General features: G+C 41.8%; 10 protein-coding genes and 2 pseudogenes. 4 read left to right on the forward strand and 8 right to left on the reverse strand.

Going from position 1 to position 17,979, the window contains the following annotated elements; translation table 11 throughout:
* The first annotated feature begins 103 nt into the window (after positions 1-103).
* Positions 104-655: an anti-sigma factor family protein gene (locus ACE1CI_RS30115; RefSeq protein WP_413262442.1), complete on the forward strand. Its 552-nt coding sequence runs from the start codon at positions 104-106 to the stop codon at positions 653-655.
* 65 nt (positions 656-720) lie between these two features.
* On the opposite strand, the gene ACE1CI_RS30120 is transcribed toward ACE1CI_RS30115, so the two are convergent.
* A complete protein-coding gene (locus ACE1CI_RS30120) occupies positions 721-1,140 on the reverse strand; it encodes a gamma-glutamylcyclotransferase family protein (RefSeq protein ID WP_413262443.1) in 420 nt (139 codons plus the stop codon).
* Positions 1,141-1,183: 43 nt separating this feature from the next.
* Positions 1,184-1,684: a DUF29 domain-containing protein gene (locus tag ACE1CI_RS30125; protein WP_413262444.1), complete on the reverse strand. Its 501-nt coding sequence runs from the start codon at positions 1,682-1,684 to the stop codon at positions 1,184-1,186.
* A 137-nt stretch (positions 1,685-1,821) separates the two neighbouring features.
* Here ACE1CI_RS30125 and leuS point away from each other — a divergent pair, with 137 nt between their 5' ends.
* Together leuS and ACE1CI_RS30135 are read left to right on the forward strand one after the other, a co-directional pair.
* Positions 1,822-4,383, forward strand: a complete 2,562-nt coding sequence (gene leuS / locus ACE1CI_RS30130) for a leucine--tRNA ligase (RefSeq protein WP_413262445.1) — start codon at positions 1,822-1,824, stop codon at positions 4,381-4,383.
* Positions 4,384-4,458: 75 nt separating this feature from the next.
* Positions 4,459-5,100: a Uma2 family endonuclease gene (locus ACE1CI_RS30135; protein ID WP_413262446.1), complete on the forward strand. Its 642-nt coding sequence runs from the start codon at positions 4,459-4,461 to the stop codon at positions 5,098-5,100.
* 343 nt (positions 5,101-5,443) lie between these two features.
* Here the strand turns inward: ACE1CI_RS30135 and ACE1CI_RS30140 are convergent, their stop codons facing one another.
* The 5 genes and pseudogenes from ACE1CI_RS30140 to ACE1CI_RS30160 form a co-directional block, all read right to left on the reverse strand.
* On the reverse strand, positions 5,444-6,973 hold the full coding sequence (locus ACE1CI_RS30140; RefSeq protein ID WP_413262447.1) for a glycoside hydrolase family protein: 1,530 nt from the start codon (positions 6,971-6,973) through the stop codon (positions 5,444-5,446).
* Between the two features lie 136 nt (positions 6,974-7,109).
* Positions 7,110-7,250, reverse strand: coding sequence for a plasmid mobilization protein (locus ACE1CI_RS30145; protein WP_413262448.1), 141 nt, complete (start codon positions 7,248-7,250; stop codon positions 7,110-7,112).
* A gap of 619 nt (positions 7,251-7,869) precedes the next feature.
* Positions 7,870-8,250, reverse strand: a pseudogene (locus ACE1CI_RS30150) (DUF4912 domain-containing protein); the annotation flags it as partial.
* A gap of 1,686 nt (positions 8,251-9,936) precedes the next feature.
* Positions 9,937-10,932, reverse strand: a pseudogene (locus ACE1CI_RS30155) (DUF4912 domain-containing protein); the annotation flags it as partial.
* A 604-nt stretch (positions 10,933-11,536) separates the two neighbouring features.
* A complete protein-coding gene (locus ACE1CI_RS30160) occupies positions 11,537-13,849 on the reverse strand; it encodes an IMS domain-containing protein (RefSeq protein WP_413266627.1) in 2,313 nt (770 codons plus the stop codon).
* Positions 13,850-14,163: 314 nt separating this feature from the next.
* Here ACE1CI_RS30160 and pdhA point away from each other — a divergent pair, with 314 nt between their 5' ends.
* Complete coding sequence (gene pdhA / locus ACE1CI_RS30165; RefSeq protein ID WP_413266626.1) at positions 14,164-15,198, forward strand: pyruvate dehydrogenase (acetyl-transferring) E1 component subunit alpha; 1,035 nt, start codon at positions 14,164-14,166, stop codon at positions 15,196-15,198.
* A 184-nt stretch (positions 15,199-15,382) separates the two neighbouring features.
* Here pdhA and ACE1CI_RS30170 read toward each other — a convergent pair whose 3' ends face one another.
* Positions 15,383-17,953 carry an alkaline phosphatase family protein gene (locus tag ACE1CI_RS30170; RefSeq protein ID WP_413266625.1) on the reverse strand — a complete coding sequence of 857 codons (2,571 nt, stop codon included), beginning with the start codon at positions 17,951-17,953 and terminating at the stop codon, positions 15,383-15,385.
* Positions 17,954-17,979: the final 26 nt, after the last annotated feature.

Below are 17,979 nucleotides of genomic sequence, written 5' to 3' on the forward strand. Positions count from 1 at the left end.
TAAAAATGGGTTCATAGCCCTAGAGAGTGTTTTATGATCCATAGTAGACTAGCGATTACTCGCCAAAGGGTTTCGTTACCCTCCTGTTACAGAAGGATTTGATATGACTCCTGAGTTTGAATCCCAAAAACACCAAAAGAATTCCTTTGGGGATTCGCCAGATCCCTGTTTCGGCGCTCGTGATATGGAAAAGCGCGATCGCTTTGAACTACTTAGCGCCTACCTGGATGGAGAGGTGAGTGCCACAGAACGCAAACAAGTAGAAGACTGGTTAGCAACCGACCCCCAGAGCCAATGCTTATATAAAAGATTACTTAATCTGCGTCAACGATTACGCAGTGTACCAGTACCAGCTGCCACCCAACCTGTAGATCTCACCGTAGATCAAGTATTCTCTAAGTTAGAAAATCGTCGCCGCAAACCGATTTTAGTTTGGGGTGGAACAGCAATTGCAGCTGCTTTAATTGCTGCTGTATCAGGAGTTTTCGGCAACCAAAATGCTTGGTCGCCCCAACTCGCTAATTCTCCCACTAAACCTGATTCGGAAGCTTTGACGATCGCCTTAAGCGAACCAGTAATCCAAATTCCTCAAGGATCAGCTAGCGAATACAAATATCACAAATCCCCAGTAGCTTACCCACACTCGATTAAATAGGCACTGGGGACTGGGGACTGGGGACTGGGGACTGGGGACAAGGGGACAAGGGGACAAGGGGAGATTTAATGACCTGTCCACCAACCGGAAGGGATTAGTACCCCGCCAATTTGTTCAACTTGTTCTAAAGTCATAAAATAAGCCCAAGCTAGACCCAGAGGTTCTGCTTCGGGACTGTAAACTTCTAATTGCTTGCGATCGTAAAAATTTTCCTCTGGGGGACGCTGGGGGTTATATCCTTCCAATAGGTCGAGATGTTGGAGAATATTTGGTGTATTAAAGGTCAGCAAATAACCTTGAACTACACCTTTACCTAAAACCATTGCTGGATAACCTAGAGGTAAAGCAAACAATTGACCTTTAACAGTGGCTCTTGTGGCTGCAACTACTTTACCACCACAATAATATTGATAGTTGGACTCTCCCGGTTTGAGAGTTCCATAAACAAAAACTTTGACTAACTCTGAATCTAGTTGCTGAATCATTCAATTTTGGATTTTCGATTTTCGATTTTCGATTTGCCTCTGGTCAAGATTCAGTTGAGATGCCATAGATTGCCAGTAAATCTCTGTCTGAATCTGTAATATCACCTGGGAAAAAGTTCGGATTTTCTATTTCTTCCCATGAGTAAGGACAGAGTTTGGGAAAAATATCTATAAACATTCCTGTTTCATCAATAGCTAGGTCAACTCCAGATGAATAAGCTGCATTTTTGGCATCATTGAGAAAAGGTTTCAGACTGGGGTTTTCCCGAATTATATTTTTAATTTCATTTCGCTGTTCTCGAATTGTCCTAATCCAACTTCTCGATCGATGAGTAGGTTGATATTGCCACTTTAATAAGTGTCCAATGAGAATTTTTAACCGATTTACTAATTCTCTTTTTTCCTGTCTACCTAAAGATTCTATTTCCTCAATTAAATTCTCAATATCCAGATTGTCTATATCACGCTGACGCAACAACTGAACTTGTTTTTGAGTCCAAGCGTAAAAGTCAGTATTATACAGATCGATGAGTGGAAGGTTCATTATCTCTTCCTCTGATGGCTTGATACCTGTTTAATCTATATCACGATCGCTAAGTATTACAATTGTAATATAAGCGGATATGTCAAAATATTGAGGCAGACGCGATACGCCAAATAAATGCAGTTAGGAGAATTAAAGTGGAATCTCGATATAACCCGACAGCAATAGAGGAAAAATGGCAGAAAACTTGGGCTGAACAAGGTTTAGACAAAACCCCCACAGAGAAAGACAAACCCAAATTTTACGCATTATCCATGTTTCCCTATCCATCGGGCAACCTGCACATGGGGCACGTCCGTAACTATACAATAACGGATGTGATTGCCAGAGTATATCGGATGCAGGGTTATCGCGTACTACATCCGATGGGATGGGATGCTTTTGGACTTCCAGCGGAGAACGCCGCGATTAAAAAAGGGATTCATCCGGCGAAATGGACTTATAGTAATATTGCCCAAATGCGATCGGAATTAAAACGCCTTGGGTTATCTTACGATTGGGATTGCGAACTCGCCACCTGTTCCCCCGACTACTATAAATGGACACAGTGGATATTCTTACAATTTTTCCAAGCTGGATTAGCATATCAAAAAGAAGCCGCAGTTAACTGGGACCCAATCGATCAAACAGTTTTGGCAAACGAACAAGTTGACAGCGAAGGACGTTCTTGGCGTTCCGGCGCAATAGTAGAAAAGAAAAAATTGCGCCAATGGTTCCTCAAAATTACCGACTATGCCGAACAATTACTGCAAGATTTAGATAAATTGACAGGTTGGCCTGACAGAGTAAAATCAATGCAGGCGAACTGGATTGGTAAATCTGTTGGTGCTTATTTAGAATTTCCGATTGTGGGAATGGATGAGAAAATTGGTGTATTTACCACTCGTCCAGATACTGTTTATGGTGTTAGTTATGTAGTACTTGCACCAGAACATCCATTAACACCAAAAGTCACCACATCAGACAACAAAGAAAAAGTTGAAAGCTTCATCAAAGAAGTTGCCAGTCAAACCGAATTAGAACGCACTGCGGAAGATAAACCAAAACGAGGAATTCCCACAGGCGGAAAAGCAATTAATCCCTTTACAGGTGAAGAAATCCCCATTTGGATTGCGGATTACGTATTGTATGAATATGGCACAGGTGCGGTAATGGGTGTACCCGCCCATGATGTCCGAGATTTCAAATTTGCCAAAGAACAAAAGTTGCCAATCAAAGTAGTAATTACTCCAGCAGAAAGTGCCGAAGAACAAATCACTGAAGCATACACAGAACCGGGAATAATGATTAATTCCGGTGAGTTTAATGGGATGAATTCTACTGAAGGAAAACAGGCAATTATTGACTTTGCAGAAAAGCAAGGTTTTGGCAAAGCGAGAATCCAATATCGGTTAAGAGATTGGTTAATTTCGCGTCAACGTTATTGGGGTGCGCCAATTCCAGTAATTCACTGTCCGAATTGTGGAATTGTACCAGTTCCAGAAGCAGAATTGCCCGTAGTTTTGCCAGAAAACGTCGAATTTAGTGGTCGTGGCCCTTCGCCTTTGGCACAATTAGGAGAATGGGTAAATGTGTCATGTCCGAGTTGTGGAACTGCGGCGAAAAGAGAAACCGATACGATGGATACTTTTATCGATTCATCGTGGTATTATTTGCGCTTTACTGATGCGAAAAATGAGAAACAGGTGTTTGATTCTGCGAAAACAAATGATTGGATGGCAGTCGATCAATATGTGGGTGGAATTGAACACGCAATTTTACACTTACTTTATTCTCGCTTTTTTACTAAGGTGTTGCGCGATCGCAAACTCCTCAACTTCGACGAACCCTTCAACCGCCTATTAACACAAGGCATGGTACAGGGATTAACATATACAAATCCCAAAAAATCAGGAAATGCTAAATACATTCCTTCTGCTTTAGTTAATCCGAACGATCCAAAAGATCCAGAAACAGGAGAACCTTTAGAAATCTCCTATCAAACCATGTCTAAATCCAAATATAACGGCGTAGCGCCAGAAGATGTAATTAACAAATATGGTGCAGATACCGCCCGAATGTTTATCCTTTTCAAAGCACCACCGGAAAAAGATTTGGAATGGGATGATGCAGACGTTGAAGGACAATTCCGCTTTTTAAATCGTGTTTGGTCTTTAGTGACAGAGTATAGTGAAACTACACCTGCAAAAACCCAAAAAGGCGAATTAAGCAAAGCAGAAAAAGATTTACGTCGCGCCATTCATACTGCAATTGATGAAATTTCCAAAGATTTAAACGGAGATTATCAATTAAATACTGCGGTTTCTGAAATGATGAAATTGAGTAACGCACTCAAAGATTCGACTTGTAAAAATTCCGCAGTTTATACCGAAGGAATCGAAACTTTAATCTTGCTTTTGGCACCTTTCGCCCCTCACATTGCCGAAGAATTATGGCAGATAATTGGCAATAAAGAATCTGTCCATAAACAAACTTGGCCTAAACTTGATGAATCAGCTTTAGAAGTTGATGAAATTACCTTGGTAATTCAAATCAATGGCAAAACTCGCGGCACAATTGGAGCACCTGCTAACTTAGATAAACAGGAATTAGAAAAATATGCCCGTGAATCTGATGCTGCTAAGCGTTATCTTGAGGAAGGAAAGGAACCGAAAAAGGTAATTGTAGTACCTGGAAAATTGGTAAATTTCGTAGTGTAAAACCAGCAAAATCATTAGTCATTTGTTGTTAAGTCAGCAAATGGCTAATGATAAATAACCAAGGAAAATCAAGCCATGACTAGCTTATTAACTAAGTTTCAAACTAATACCTGGATAACAGTAAATTGGGAAGAATTTCAGCAATTAATTGACGAACCTGAGTTTCAAAAAGCCAAGTTTTACTATCACAATGGACAGTTGAGGATTGAAATGGTTCCTATTAGTAATGACCACTCATTAGACCACACAATTGTAATTGTAGCGGTTAGTTTATATGGTATGGTCAAACATATTGCCATGAATGGGAGAAATACCTGTAGTTACAGAAAACCAGGTATTCAAGAATGCCAACCTGATGCTTCTTATTACATTGGGGAAAATGCAGATATTGTTCCTTGGGGAACTTCTGTGATTAATTTAGAAACCTATCCACCGCCAGATTTAGTAATTGAAGTTGCGAATACTTCTTTAGCTGATGATATGGGAGGGAAAAGGTTACTTTATGAGGATTTGCAGGTTAAAGAATATTGGATTGTTGATGTTCAGAATGTGCGGATAATTGCTTTTGCGATCGCAGATGGTGGAAGTAGAAGAATTACTCAATCTCAAGTGTTAACAGGTTTAGAAATTGCTGTTTTAGAAGAAGCTTTGCGGCGTAGTCGTCAGGTGAATCAAAGTCAAGTTTGTTCTTGGTTAATGGCGGAGTTTCAAAAGTAATTTTTTTGAACCGCAAAGGACGCATTAGGCGAAATGCTTCCCGAAGGGTAGGACGCGAAGGAAGAAAGAAGAAACAAGAAAGAAAGAGTTTATTAGAGTTGCATCCCAACTAAAACTTATTTGTATTATTAAGTAGGTGCAAATAAATAAAGTGAAAATAGTTATCTATCAATGGGGCGGGCTCTCCTGCCCACCCCACAAGAAAGCTGAAAATATTGTGGGGTGGGCAGGAGAGCCCGACGAGAGTTTCACTTTATATAGATCTACCTACTTATCTGCTTTCATCTGTGGTTAAAAAAAGCCTTTGCTAATCATGATTAACAAAGACTTTCTCAACTAATAACTACTGCATTTTACAGAACTTTCTTTCTCGATCGCTCTCCGGTTCTTGCCAAGAATAAGCGAAATGACTCACAGTATTAATTTGGGGTGCGATTTGGCGAATTGCTTGCATTTGCACTTCTAATGAGGGACGATTACCAAAAGATTGACCCCAATTTCCGGCGATCGCAGGTCGAATATCAGTACTATAAGGAGCTAGATTGATTACCCTTTGCAACTCTTCCAAAATACAGCCAGTAGTCCCACAATCTGCATAAATCATCGGATGCCATTCAATATTAGTGGGAAACCTGTCCCAAGGTTGTACCCGCGAATCATAACCTTGACCAACAGCTTTATTTCCACCTGGGAAAAATACCGCACCAGAAGGTAAACCTAATCGTTGCACGGGTTCAACTGCTGCCGAGAGGAAGTCTATCACACCTTGGGCAGCATGAGCTACACTTAATTGCCAAAGTTCAGTTTGTAAATAAGGTTGACGTTGAGCAGGAGGCAGGATATCTTTACTTAAATCGGCAATGCGTCCTTGCCACATTGGTTCCGCTTCTTGGGGATAAAGTTCATCGATTTGAGCAATATCACCACTATTGACAAATCCCTTACTTAAAAACCTGCGAATTAATTCCAAACCTTTAGAGTTTAGCGCTCTTTGCAACAAAACTTGTTGAGCAGCATCACCATAAATCCACAAATCTTGCACCTTTGTTGCTACAGAAGCTTCTCCCATACCTCTGGGATAACGAATATAATCAAACAGCATTCCATCAGGTTTACGTTTGAGTATTGCCTGAACTAGCCGATTGTAATCCTGTCGAGCTTGTAAATTATAAGGATCGACAAAAGCCTTAGTAGCATCACCCTTGGTTAAATCAGTGTCTAGGCTAGTGTCATTTACTACATCCAAACTAGTTTGATTTCGACCATTCCTCGCCATTACTTGTCTGCGATCGGACCGTTGAGCATAAGCATAGCCGAAATTCATCGAAAATAGCCAAGCATAAACCTTTAATCCTCTTTCTCTACCTTTTTGAATTGCTTGTGCCAACAAATCAGCTTTTTCTGATCCTGGCAGTTGGACAACAGATTGCCAAGGAGTCGGGTTATCTGCTTGAGGTAATAATACTTGTGCGTCGTAAAAGACTTCTACATAAACTTGGTTGTAACCTTTATTGACAATGCGATCCATAATGTAATCTAAAGAACCTGGTCGCAAATCACAAGGGTACAAACGTAGCCAAATCGCTTGATTGCGGGGCCAATTTTGCTCCCGACACTCTTTTAATTGTTTTGCTTGTTTAGAAATTAAGTCTTTGTAACGTCTTTGTGCATCTTGATTCCCTGCTAAAGCCGTCTGTCGTAGGCTTTCTTTTTGCTTAATCGTTTCAGCTGATAATTGACAAGGTATTAGGCTTTGAGCCTCTGTTGGTTGAATTCCCAAATTCTGACTAACTAAGCCAGTGGTGAAAATTCCGGCTAAAAACCCACTACAGAAACGCATTTGGCGGCGTGTAATTTTTGGTAGAGATGTCATCAATCTGAAATAACCTTTCATGCTATCAAGCAAAAAGAAAATCAACTACAAAACTGAGAATCTTGCACCCATATTTGGTTCCTCATGCAGGATACTCCTTTTTTGACCAAAAAAATGGGATACAAGCCCCGTCTTTTTAGGACGGCTTTTTCTTCAGCTTCTTAATAAAATCTCGAATCACTTCGGATATCATTCTATCCGTCTGTTTAGCGTGTTGCTTTAGCGCTTCGTACTCATCGTCCGAAAGCCTTACTCTTATCGTCTTTTCTCTGGGCATTGTAGGCGTTTTTAGACTACAATGCTAATTGTAGTTCAGCACGGGCGAAAATTCGCGAGTATCGCCAATCGAGCAATCGAATTCTATCGCGTAAAGTGATGCTGATACATGAGGCGCGATTAACCTCAGCAAAACGCATGGACTCTAACGAGTGCCGATACCAGAAAAGTGCAGCAATGCGTAGTCGTAAGACTAGAACAATGTACGGCGGGGCACGCCGGAACATGGGGAAAGAGAGGGAACGCAAGTCTAAGACACTCTCAATAAGTACCCGAACGCTAAGGGAGACAAGCCCTCTGGGGTTATCTAAGTTAGACTCGATACTTGGTAGTTTTCTACGGGTATTTAGTTTAAGTATTGCCGCAAGGATAGATAGCTATAAGGTGTGTCTTTGAACTAAGAATCTCCGCCCTGGAAGTGCGGAGAGTGTCAACGAATAGGTAGAACTGAGATCTTGCATCAGGAGGCAGAGCCTCTATTTTTCGTTCCATTTGTTGAACCTGGGAACGAGATGTGGGAGGTTCCACCTCCATTGGTGCAAAAGTTGCCAAAATAAAACCCCGCTACTGGATAGCACATAGCGGGGAAAGATTAGCTTTTTTCGCTCAAAGTTTTACATTTACACTAGCCATTCTTCGATCGCTTCTTCCTTAGTATTAGTGTGCCGTGACGGAGTTTCGCGAGTAAACTTCATGTGAATCGCTCTAGTTTGCTCACCATCAGCCGCTACCGCCATAATCGGATAGTCAATCAAACCATCTTGGAACGACATCTGGAAGCGGAAAGTTCCATCTGGATTCAACTTAATCGGACGACCACCAATAGTAACAGTAGCATCCGGTTCAGTCGCACCGTAAACAATCAACTCCGCATCAGCAATCAACCAGAACTTGCGCGGACGAATCGGAGGCGCAGAAGCCGAAAAACCAAGTCCAGAAACCGTAGGCGCTGCCCACAATCCTACCCCAGAAGGAATGATATAGGAACTGAGTGCCTGTTCGTAAGAACTCACCGCATAAGAACTCACCGCGTAAGAACTTACTGGAATTTGATAGGAACTAACAGCGTAAGAACTCAATGCGTAAGAACTTACCGCTTGTTCGGCAGAACTTAACCCATAAGAACTAATCGCGTAAGAACTGACTGGGATTTGGTAGGAACTAACAGCGTAAGAACTCAATGCGTAAGAGCTCATCGCCTGTTCGTAAGAACTTAACCCGTAAGAACTAATCGCGTAAGAACTGACTGGGATTTGGTAGGAACTAACAGCGTAAGAACTCAATGCGTAAGAGCTAATCGCTTGTTCGTAAGAACTTAACCCATAAGAACTAATCGCGTAAGAACTGATGGGAATTTGGTAGGAACTAACAGCGTAAGAACTCAATGCGTAAGAGCTCATCGCTTGTTCGTAAGAACTGACTCCGTAAGAACTAATCGCGTAAGAACTGACTGGCATTTGATAGGAACTAACAGCGTAAGAACTCAATGCGTAAGAGCTCATCGCTTGTTCGTAAGAACTGACTCCGTAAGAACTAATTGCGTAAGAACTTACTGGAATTTGATAGGAACTAACAGCGTAAGAACTCAATGCGTAAGAGCTAATCGCTTGTTCGTAAGAACTGACTCCGTAAGAACTAATCGCGTAAGAACTGACTGGAATTTGATAGGAACTAACAGCGTAAGAACTCAATGCGTAAGAGCTTACCGCTTGTTCGTAAGAACTGACTCCGTAAGAACTAATTGCGTAAGAACTTACTGGAATTTGATAGGAACTAACAGCGTAAGAACTCAATGCGTAAGAGCTTACCGCTTGTTCGGCAGAACTTAACCCATAAGAACTAATTGCGTAAGAACTTACTGGAATTTGGTAGGAACTGACTGCGTAAGAACTCAAGGCATAAGAGCTAATTGCTTGTTCGGCAGAACTTAAGCCGTAAGAACTAATTGCGTAAGAACTGATGGGAATTTGGTAGGAACTTACTGCGTAAGAGCTAATTGCCTGTTCATAAGAACTTAACCCATAGGAACTAAGTGCGTAAGAACTGACGGCGTAAGAACTTACCGCTTGTTCGTAGGAACTTAGTCCATAAGAACTAATGGCGTAGGAACTAAGTGCGTAAGAACTTACCGCTTGTTCGTAGGAACTTAGTCCATAAGAACTAATGGCGTAGGAACTCAGAGCGTAAGAACTTACCGCTTGTTCGTAGGAACTCAGAGCGTAAGAACTGACGACTCCGTAGGAGCTCATTACTTCGTAGGAACTGACTACTCCGTAGGAGCTCATTACTTCGTATGAACTGATTACGCCATAAGAACTAATGGCGTAGGAACTCAGAGCGTAAGAACTGATCGCTTGTTCGTAAGAACTTAACCCATAAGAACTGATGGCGTAAGAACTTAAGGCGTAAGAACTGATTGCCTGTTCGTAAGAACTTACGCCATAAGAACTGATGGCGTAAGAACTGATTGCTTGTTCGTAGGAACTTAACCCATAAGAACTGATGGCGTAAGAACTCACGGCATAAGAACTCATTGCCTGTTCGTAGGAACTCATCGCGTATGAGCTTACGGCGTATGAGCTTACGGCGTATGAGCTTACGGCGTATGAGCTTACGGCGTAGGAACTCATCGCGTAAGAACTGACGGCGTAAGAGCTTACGGCGTATGAGCTTACACTGTAGGAACTCAGGGGTACGGCGTAAGAACTAACAGAAAAGGAACTAACTGCTGGTACGTAGGAACTGACGCTAAAGGAACTCAGTTGTACAGAGTAGGAACTGACAGCATAAGAGCTAACGGAGTATGAGCTAACAGCTTGTTCGTAAGAGCTAACTGCGTAGGAACTCACTGGCTGCATGGAGCCTGGTACTTGCTGCATGGAGCCAAAGACGGAGCCTGCGATGCGTTGTGCTTCGGCTTCTTCTGCTAATTCAAAAATTTCTTTGGTGGCAACGCTGGCAACTTCTAACGTGCGCTTTTCTGGGGGAACTAGTTCAAAGAAAGTTTTGCCTGTGAGTTCTTCATCCCAAGAAACGGTGATAAATTGGTCTTCAATCCAGTCTGAGGGATAGATGGGAGGGATGCGGATGGCAGCGGAACGAGCTAAGAGTAGCCAGTAACCGTCAGTGCGTCTGTAACCGATTTCTACTACGTAGTCGCGATCGCTCACTGGAATTGGCAAATACCATTCCCTTGCTAGCTCATCACAGGGATATTCCTGAATGCTATGTGGACTTTGGTAATCCAGGAGATCTGTAACATCGTACAATCGCAGCGCTAGCTGTTGTCCACCTTGGCGGCGCAATTCTTCTTTTGCTTCGTTGGGGATATCCCAGTAAGCATAAGCCCATTGTGGATCGCGTGGCATTAAAACTATCCGGCATTCCCCGTAACCAGCCGGAAGATCGGGCAGTCCATCGTCTACTGTGGAAAGAATTTCTTCGCTCATTTCTTCTTGACCCAGGTCATATTTTGCGGCTTCCACTACTTCTTGTGCCTCCATTTTTGTGATTATCAGTTGAGCCGGAGCTTCTTCTACTTGTAGGTGTTGTTGTACTTCTAAAATTGCTGCTAACAGTTGCGATTTCCGCATTCGGCTATAACGAGAAATGCCGTACTCACTGGCGACTTTTCGCAATTGCCGCAAGGTCATGTCTTCTAAAGGGGGGCGCTCTTTCGTCATCTGTTGTTTCTCCAGTGGTTGGGACGACTTTTAAATTTGCTACTTTTTGAGCAATTAAGTTTGTTCATTTTCAGCCTGTTAACACCTCAGAACTCTGGTTTTTCATCTGCTTTTCCTTAACTTATTCGTTGATACTCTCCGTTTTTTGTTAGTTGCAAATTTTTCTGTATTTCCGATGTATTTTTCTCAAACCAGCCACTCCTTGTTTGAACAAATTAGATTATTTTTTTGAGTTCCATTCCTAGTGCTGTCTCTGGTAGTTCACCTAAATAAGTCATTGGGAATTTGGGTAAGAAAACATTTTTTCAATCATTCATACCTAAAAAATCACTTTATTTTTGGGATCGTGGGGATCGCTTTCTTCACCTTATGTTGCAAAAACTTTTGCTTAAGGTCAAGGGGTTTCCACGATTATCCTGAGTATATTTACGTGATTATCGGGTGCTGACGAGATTTTTGTCAATATTTCATGACATTAGCTATTACTGCCTCTTCAAGTTATGTCAAAATTTCCTGACATTAGGTTTTTAGATAATTCAATTAACCATCAGGCACCAGCCAAGATGATCGTTAAACCCTATTTTTCGATAAGTTTTTTCGATAACTATCTTTTAATTGCCGTGATACTTCTAATTTTCCACTGACCATTTTGACGCACTAAATCATATCTCACGCGCAGGTTAGGACTCTTATAAGACTCTCTTGCAATTGCTTGATTTCCTTGGAGAGTTTCTACTGACTCACTTACTTGTGCTTCTACTCTGGCTTCGTTAGCCGTTGTTCTGACGACTTTGACTGAATCTTCCTTAACGTTGTGTTCATACCTGCGATATTTGTTTTGGCTTTGGGTTGCTTGTGCGAGTTTGCGCCAGCGGGATAAAGCTGGGTCAACTAAAATATTGTCGAGTGCATCAATTTCATGTTGGGGGCTAAAAGCTTTAGATTTGGTATCTAGCCAGGTGGCGATCGCAATTTGAGCCACTGCGGGAGTGAGCGGGCCTGCTGTGCTTAAAATGGCGGTATTATTTTCTGGGGTAGGTGCGGGAACAGGTTCTACTTGTTCCACTGGTTTTTGTACTTGTGGTGCAGGTTTGGGGTTCAGAGCTTGAATAATCCAACTCAGCAGTAGTATGGAGAGTCCGATTCCAAATAAGCCAATTAATGCTAAAACTACCAAAGGCACTTCTTGATCGATTGCGCCTCTACGTCTGAGTGGCAACCAATCTTGCCAATTTGCCCATCGGTTAGCTCGTTGAGCGCGTCTGTTACTTACGGGAACGGATACTCCCCGATGTGATGGCTCGGTTTCTGCTGTAGTTTGAGTGTTAGCTGTTCCGCTTCCTTGAATTACTGTTCGTTCGCTCACTTGGCTGATGGAAGGTTCTGGGCTACTGTTTCCCTGTACTACTCGCTCGGCGGTGGGTACAGCTTGTAAGTTGTAAGCGCTGGGATTTTCTAGATTAGTAGCGCTCTTCAAGCTTCTGACGTTGGTATTTTCTCTGTTTGCAGCCCGGTTAGATACTTCGCTTTGGTTTGTGGAGTAGGTTAAGGTGCTCCTTCCCCCAGCTGCGGTACTTGCGCCGAGAGTAGCGACTCTGGATAAGCGATCGGATGCGATCGCTTCCCAATCAGTTACGCTTTCTGTTTCCGGTGGTAATGCTTCTAAGCTACTTTGTAATTGTTCATCAGCAAAGTATTCTTTCAACGATACTTGTTGATTTACCAAGTCGCGGAAATGAGGGAAAACTTCTGACTGTAACCAATGTTCGCTATATAAACAAAGTCCGGGTAATAGATCGGGATCTCCTTGGGAATGTTCCCGAATAAAAGCGAGAGATTGGTGTTCGCCAGATAATTCTAAAGCTTGGGAAGCTTCTTCTGTTTGTCCCAATAATAACGCCGCTACCGCCATTTCCAAATAAACATCTTGGCGCTTCAATAGCCTGGTTAGCAATAATTTAGCACGGCGAATTAAGCCTGGTTCTCTTTCGGTAAATCCCCTTGCTAAAAGTGCGTAAACTGCCAAATAGGTGGCGACTGCGGAAGGACGACGCGCTTCTTGCTCAAATAAACCTTGTTGTTCTGCAACACTCAGATAGGCGCGTAATTGCTGAATGAATCGCAAGAATTCATCTACATTTAATCCTGACTGATCGTTGCCATTGCCATCTATTCCTCCCCGTTCTTGCAGCATTTCTCGTAATAACTGCAATCCTTGATTACGATATTCATTACTTTCTTCTGGCAAGGCTAATAATTCTAAAATTCTGTAGGGTCGCAGTTTATAAACATCTGCTTGAATTTCTCCCCTAATGTTAGGAAATAGCCCTTCTCGCAACAATAAATCTTGCCCAATATTTAAACTTGTAGCAGCATTTTCATAGCGCCGTTGTTTCCATTGTTCGCGTCCTAATTCTAAGCAAGCTTGAGCAACGGTTAAAACTATATCTGGTCGAACAATTTTAGCCTCGCCAAATCGACCGTTTTCAATGTCTGTATTGCTACTTGTCAGATAAGAACGTCCGAGTTTCAGGACTAGTTCATATTCTCCTAACTCTGCCAAAATTAGTAAAGCACCCAGAAATTGATCGTCGTTAATTTCAATACTAGGGGAGTTAGGGTCAATGTTAATATTAAGGCTTTCTGTGGAATCAGTAGTTACTGATTCAGTTGATGCCTCTGTTTCTGGTTCGTAGGATTTGGTAAGAAAGGTAGCGTCGTAAGATTGTCGCTGTTCTGGGTTAGCAAGAACGGCGTAGGCTTGATCAATAAGTTGTTTACGACTTGCGATCGCCATTTCCGAGTACTCCCGCCTTGGCAGTTGCATAATGCGATCGCGATACGCCTGTTGCAACTGTTCGGCTGAAGCCTGAATAGGCAAACCTAGAATTCGATAATAGTCTAGTGGAATACGCACAGGCCACTTCCCTACCAGCAAAGAACTTTAAGTTAGCTTATGTTATCTAAATTCACGCCACTAAGAAACAGTTTATTTACTTTTCGCAGCTTTGGTGGCGATCGAGTTTATGATATCTCTTCTGTCAAGACTCTGCATGAGTCAAGGGATTTTAGATTTCAGATTGCCGATTTTAGATTGGATTGGTTGATGATCCTATCAAATCTAAAATTGGTCAAGCCAATTCTACCAGTTTAGGGGGTTTACAGCGCTTATTATAAAAGATACTGCGAAAATATTAGTTTCGGGTTTTGCTGCGAGGATACAACAAATTTATGGTTCAGGAAAGAACTTTGCCCAATTTTGATACTGCTTCAGCGCAAATTGACAAGTCAGAGGGTTTGCGGCTCTATGAAGATATGGTTTTAGGCCGCTTTTTTGAAGATAAGTGTGCTGAAATGTACTATCGGGGTCGAATGTTTGGTTTTGTCCACTTGTACAACGGTCAGGAGGCTGTGTCTACTGGCGTTATTAAATCTTTACGTCAAGATGAGGATTATGTTTGCAGCACTTATCGCGATCACGTCCATGCTTTGAGTGCGGGTGTTCCGGCGCGAGAAGTAATGGCAGAGTTGTTCGGCAAGGCGACTGGCTGTTCTAAAGGTCGCGGTGGTTCGATGCACATGTTTTCCAGCGAGCATAATCTTTTAGGTGGTTATGCGTTTGTCGCGGAAGGTATTCCAGTGGCGACTGGTGCGGCTTTTCAATCTAAGTATCGTCGGGAAACGATGGGAGATGCCAATGCCGATCAAGTGACAGCTTGCTTTTTTGGCGATGGTGCTTGTAATAATGGTCAGTTTTATGAGTGCTTGAATATGGCGGCGCTGTGGAAACTGCCGATTCTTTATGTGGTAGAGAATAACAAGTGGGCGATCGGTATGGCTCACGATCGCGCCACTTCCGAACCAGAAATTTACAAGAAAGCCGCTGCTTTTGGTATGGCTGGTTACGAAGTTGATGGCATGGATGTGCTCGCAGTACGCCAAGTGGCACAAGAAGCAGTGGCGCGTGCTCGTGCTGGTGAAGGCCCAACTTTAATTGAAGCATTAACTTATCGTTTCCGGGGTCACTCTTTGGCTGACCCAGATGAACTTCGCACTAAGGAAGAGAAGGAGTTTTGGTTCCCTCGCGATCCCATTAAGAAGTTGGGAGCTTATTTAATTGAGCATAACTTGGCAAGTGAAGAGGAACTAAAGGCGATCGAACAAAAAATTCAAGCCGTTGTCGATGATTCCGTGAAGTTTGCTGAATCTAGTCCTGAACCAGATCCTAGCGAGTTACATCGTTTTGTATTTGCGGAAGATGAATAATTTGCTAATTACTAATTAGTGTTTAAGGAATGGGAAATTATTTAGTTTTCCCATTAGACATCTCCAAAAATAAAAGGTACATTACCTGAAAACCTTGTAGAGACGTTATATATAACGTCTCTACAAGGTTTTTTGGAGATGTCTATTCCTTTTTTCTTGACTAACGATCGCTTGATTTTCCCGCTTATTTTGCAAAACTAGCATATCTTTGCTTATCCGCATCCATGAGGTAATTAGAAGGAGTAGGTGGTAAGAAAGCAGAATTATTGGGTTTATCGCTAAATATGCCAAACATTGGTGCTGCTAGTGCATCATTCATGTTGAGGGGATCGAGACCTAAAATTAGCTCTATGGTACGTAGCATACTCAATTGGTCGTAGCGATCGCTCACTACTACCCCTCGTTTCACATAAGGACTAATTGCCAGTGCTACCGTCCGCGTTGCATCTACGTGATCTGGCCCATCCTGAGCATCATCTTCTACCACTAAAATCAAACTATTTTGCCAAATTGGACTGCGGGAAATAGTTTCCACAATTTTACCCAAAGCCGCATCATTTTGAGCCACTAACTGATAAGGATTAGGGTAATCTTGATTTTCCCCAGCCGTATGATCGTTAGGCAACCAAATATAATTAAATGATGCTACTTTTCCAGATTTTAACTGTTTGTCAAAATCGGTTTTCCAATCCTGAAATCGCTGTAGATCGGAATATTTCAAATCATAATAATGATAATTAAGGGGATAGTGATAGATAAATTCGCCAAACTTTTGCCTAAAGGCTGAATTTTTCTGCCATGCTTTAGCAAGGCTATCATCCCCTACAAATACTTTCGATAAAACATTAGCTATTTGTGAATTTGCCAATAAATTATTTGCGCTTTGGGGAGTATCAGCTTTGCCATAAAGACTTTGAAAAACTTCACTAGCTGCTTTACCTCGGTCTATTTGAGCAGCTAAAGCCTGGGTTTGAGTATAAAACTTTTTGGCTAATTCGCTATTTGCTCCGTAACTTTCAGTAATAATTTTGTAGGACTGAGTAAAAATGTAATATGGTTCGCCGTAAATTCGGTAATCTATATTTTTAGCTTCCAAAGCATTCCAAAGATAGGTAGGTGAATAGGTGGATGGTACAATGCCAAAAGGATAATCATTGTATCGTTTGGAATACTTCATATTACCTAGCCATTCTAGGAATGGACTGGCATAACCACTGGTGGTAAAACTATGTCCGAGAACGCTAATTTCCCCATTGGCGAAAAAGTTATCTAGGGTGACGAAATCTTCTGCTAATTTGTGGATGTTGGGAGTAATATCCCGTCCGAAAAGGGTAAGAGATGGGTCGCCGTTCCCGCGTCCTAAATCACCTAAAATTTGGTCGTAGGTGCGGTTTTCTTTGATGATGTAGAATATATGTTTTATCGGCAATTTCATGCCTTTGGAAGGACTGTAAAGGGGGGAACCTTCTTCTATTTGTTGGCGGTATTTAGCTAGGTTGGGTGCGATCGCATTTTGTGGCACAATCGAAACCGCACCCTTGAGCAAACTTAGTACATATTCTTTACCACCTTTTTCTTTAATTGGTTGTGGACCTTTAGGATTAGGACGACGGGTATGGATACCTTTCGCACTTACGATCAGCATTTTTCCTTGGTTTAATAATACTTTAGTCGGATACCATCCACTAGGAACAAACCCTTGTAATTGTTTGGTATTCTTATCAAAAATACTCACAGCATTAATTTCGGCTTGGGTAACGTAGAGGCGGTTTCCATCTATTACACAAGAAGTCGGCGAACTACCAAAGCGAAATCCTTTATGGCGCACATCAATTGTATTAACTACAGCATCTTTTTTGGTATCTATAACTGAAATGTTATCGGAAGTTGTGTTGACAACATATAATTTCTCTCCGTCGATGCAGAAATTTTGCGGATTTTTACCAACAGGAAAAGTTTTCAGGGGTTTTAGTTTTCTATCATAAACTAAAATTTTGTCTTCTCCCAAGAGAGTAATATAAAATTTGTTATTTAAGTATTGTACTGCATAAGGAAAATATCCGACAGTAATTGTCAGTTCTATGGCAGCAGTTTGAGTGTTTAGAATAGCCAGTTTTCCCTTAACATAACCTTCTTGTTCTCCTTTTTGTTCTCTTTCTGTGACTAGATAAGCAACGGCGATATGTTGAGCATCAACTGGAACAATTCCTGCTGTATAACCCTTCATTGAATACTCGCGGACAGGAGCAAATTCTTTGTTAATGCGATAGATTTTTTGGTCAAAACCTCCACTGATATAAAGGTCGCCATCTAATCCTTGTTTAGCACTAGGAAAAAGGGATGGATAGGTGAGGGTTTTGACAACTTTATTGCTTTGAGGATCTATAATAGAAACTTGTTGTGGTTCTGCACCATACCAACCATTATTAATAACTACCAATTTGCTATTATAAATAGTAGCTTCGTAAGGCAGGTTTCCCACTTCTACTTGCGTACCAGCAGGGGCAATTTTCCAACCATTTGGTAAGCGCATTTCTGCTGTTGGGAGTATACTTTGTTTTTTTGTACCTGGATAAGGACTTTTTTTAGCGAAATGCCATAATTCCTGGTTTAAATCTTCTTCTTCACCGGGTTGATCGGGGGCTAATTCTCTAGCTGCTTCTTTTTCTTTATTTTCTTGGAAATAGACGATCGCCCCTACTAGTACCATAGTAACTAAGCTAATTCCAGCTAAAGCTATCCATTTAAGTTTCATAGTTTTTTTCAGGATTGATTTGTGGA

This window comes from Floridaenema flaviceps BLCC-F50 (assembly GCF_041929275.2).
In the GTDB taxonomy this organism is placed as follows: Bacteria; Cyanobacteriota; Cyanobacteriia; order Cyanobacteriales; family Aerosakkonemataceae; genus Floridanema; species Floridanema flaviceps.

Excerpts from the sequence above, each read along its gene's own strand:
- ACE1CI_RS30115 (WP_413262442.1), top strand. The coding sequence starts at position 104 with ATGACTCCTGAGTTTGAATCCCAAAAACACCAAAAGAATTCCTTTGGG.
- ACE1CI_RS30145 (WP_413262448.1), bottom strand. The coding sequence starts at position 7,250 with ATGCCCAGAGAAAAGACGATAAGAGTAAGGCTTTCGGACGATGAGTAC.
- ACE1CI_RS30140 (WP_413262447.1), bottom strand. The coding sequence starts at position 6,973 with ATGACATCTCTACCAAAAATTACACGCCGCCAAATGCGTTTCTGTAGT.
- ACE1CI_RS30170 (WP_413266625.1), bottom strand. The coding sequence starts at position 17,953 with ATGAAACTTAAATGGATAGCTTTAGCTGGAATTAGCTTAGTTACTATG.
- ACE1CI_RS30125 (WP_413262444.1), bottom strand. The coding sequence starts at position 1,684 with ATGAACCTTCCACTCATCGATCTGTATAATACTGACTTTTACGCTTGG.
- pdhA (WP_413266626.1), top strand. The coding sequence starts at position 14,164 with ATGGTTCAGGAAAGAACTTTGCCCAATTTTGATACTGCTTCAGCGCAA.
- ACE1CI_RS30135 (WP_413262446.1), top strand. The coding sequence starts at position 4,459 with ATGACTAGCTTATTAACTAAGTTTCAAACTAATACCTGGATAACAGTA.
- ACE1CI_RS30120 (WP_413262443.1), bottom strand. The coding sequence starts at position 1,140 with ATGATTCAGCAACTAGATTCAGAGTTAGTCAAAGTTTTTGTTTATGGA.